Here is a 2,771-nt window from a genome sequence, read left to right on the forward strand (position 1 = left end):
TGCAGAGCGCCTGGGGCGTGCTGCTCGGCCGCTACGCCGGCACCCAGGATGTCGTGTTTGGCACCGTCGTATCGGGCCGCCCCGGCGACCTGGTGGGCGTGGAAGAAATGGTGGGCTTGTTCATCAATACCGTTCCGGTGCGCGTGCAGTATGGGGCGCAGCAGGCCGTGCGGGAGCTTATTGCCCAACAGCACCAGCACCAGCTGGCTGGCCAGGCTCACCACTACCGGCAGTTGGCCGAAGTGCAGGCCCAGAGCGCACTCGGCCGCCAGCTATTCGACCACATTCTGGTGTTTGAAAATCTGACCGAGCATGAAGGCGAAATGGGAGCGGGCGACAACGAATTGCGCCTGACCCAGAGTGAAGTGAACGAGCACACCAGCTACGACCTGCACATTACTGTTGTGCCGCGCGAAGCCAGCCTCGACTTTCACTTCACCTACAATGCCCAGTGCTACGAGGACTTTATAATTACGGGTCTGGAAGCGCATTTCAAGGAAATCGTTGGAAGCTTCTGCGCCAATGTGAACCAGCAAGTAGCCGCCATTGAGTACCTGAGCGCGGCCGAAAGCACTTACCTGCTGGCTGGCCTGAACGATACGGCCGTGGACTTCCCGGCCGATAAGACCATCGTGGATATGTTTGCCGCGCAAGTGGCCCTGCGGCCTCAGGCCGTGGCCCTGCGGTTTGGCGACTCGACGCTGACTTACCAGCAGCTCGATGAGGCTTCCAACCAGTTGAGCCACTACCTGCGCCAGCAGCACGATGTACAGCTCGAAGACCGCGTGGCCATTGAGCTGGAGCGTGGCCCCTGGATGGTTATTGCTATTCTGGCTACTCTCAAAGCCGGTGGTGCCTACGTGCCCATCGACCCGGCGTATCCCGCCGACCGCATTGCCTACCTCGTAGAGGACAGCCAGTGCAAAGTCTGCCTCGATGCTCAGCAGATTGACCTCTTCACGCTGGTGCAGGCGCAGTATTCGACGGCCACTGTGCCCACCGTGCTTACGCCCTCCAACCTGGCCTATGTGCTCTATACCTCCGGCTCGACGGGCAAGCCCAAGGGCTGCATGCTGGAGCATCGCGGGGTGGTGAACCGCCTGGAATGGATGTGGAAGGCGTATAAGTTTACCAGCGCCGACGTGATTCTGCAAAAAACCACCTTCACCTTCGACGTGTCGGTGTGGGAGTTGCTGCTACCGCTGGGCTGGGGTTGCGAAATGGTGCTCTGCGAGAAAGACGACATTTACTCGCCTACGCGCATCGCGGCCCTTATTGCCCGCTACGGCGTTACGTGCCTGCACTTTGTGCCCAGCATGCTGAATGCCTTCATCGGCGGCCTCTGGGATTCGAAGGCAGACCTGCAAGTGGTGGCCGGCCTGCGTTGCGTCATGACCAGCGGCGAAGCCCTGGCCCTGGAAAGCGTAAAAAAGTGGTATAGCGAGCTATCAGTGCCTATCTATAACCTTTATGGTCCCACTGAGGCTTCCATCGACGTTACCTATTATAACACCACGCCGGAAAGTACCAAAGTGCCCATCGGCAAACCGGTGGCTAATACCCAAATCCTGATTCTGGATAGCCAGCAGCGCCTCGTACCGCTGGGCGTAGTCGGGGAAATTTACATCGGCGGTATTCAGCTGGCCCGGGGCTACTGGAACCGTGAAGAGCTGACGCAGGAGAAATTCGTGGCTCATCCCTACCAGGCCGGGGCCCGTCTCTACCGCACCGGCGACCTGGGCCGCTGGCTGTCCGATGGCAACGTGGAATACCTGGGTCGTACCGACTTCCAGGTGAAAATCCGCGGCTACCGCATCGAGTTGGGTGAAATTGAAAGTGCCTTGCTCTCCGATGCCACCGTGGCCCAAACCGCCGTGCTGGCCACCAAACATGCCGACGGCGACGCCGCGTTGGTAGCCTACATCGTACCGGCGGCGGGGCAGTCCCTCAATGTAGAAACGCTGCGCACCGCATTGCAGGCCCAATTGCCGGCTTACATGGTGCCCAGCTATTTCGTGGCCCTCGCCGCGCTGCCCCTGACGGCCAACGGCAAGCTCGACCGCAAAGCCCTGCCCGAGCCGGGCCAGCACCAGCTCAGCAGCCGCGCCACGCAGTACCAGGTTCCCCAGGGCGAAGTAGAAACCAAGCTGGCTGAGGTGTGGGCCAGCGTGCTGCGCCGCGAATATGTGGGCCGCCACGACAACTTCTACGACCTCGGCGGCGACTCTATTAAGTCGATTCTGGTGGTGTCGCGCCTGCGGCAGCAGGGCTATTCGGTGGAAGTAGCCGACATTCTGGGCTACCCCGTACTGGCCGAGCTGGCGCAACGTGCTACCAAGCTCACCCGTCAGATTTCGCAGGCCACACCAACCGGCGCGGTCGAACTGAGCCCCATTCAACACGAATTCTTAGGCGAAGTCAATGTAGACCGCCATTTCTTTAATCAAGCAGTATTACTCACCAGCTCCAGTGTTTTGGAGGAGGAATTGTTGCGGCAAAGCCTGGCCCAGCTGCTGGCCCACCACGACGCGTTGCGCCTGCGCTTCGCGTCGGATGCAGCCGGTGGCTGGTGCCAGCACTACGCTTCGGTAGCCGAAACGCCGGTGGTGCTGCACGTGCACGATTTGACGGCTTTGCCTGCGCCGGAAGCGCGGGCCCAGCAGCTCTTGCGGAGCGAGTCCGTGCAGGCGGGCTTCGTGCTGGCCACGGGTCCCTTGTTCCAGGCAGCCGTGTTCCGGCACGCCGACGGCACGGACGAGCTGCTGCTGGTG

Annotated in this window: 1 protein-coding gene; it reads left to right on the top strand. The window is 61.0% G+C overall.

Annotation, left to right across the window (positions count from 1 at the left end):
• Nucleotides 1–2,771, top strand: a 2,771-nt coding sequence (locus E5J99_RS20805; RefSeq protein ID WP_135499728.1) for a non-ribosomal peptide synthetase, incomplete at both ends; no start/stop codon positions are given.

The organism is Hymenobacter elongatus (assembly GCF_004745955.1).
GTDB lineage: Bacteria > Bacteroidota > Bacteroidia > Cytophagales > Hymenobacteraceae > Hymenobacter > Hymenobacter elongatus.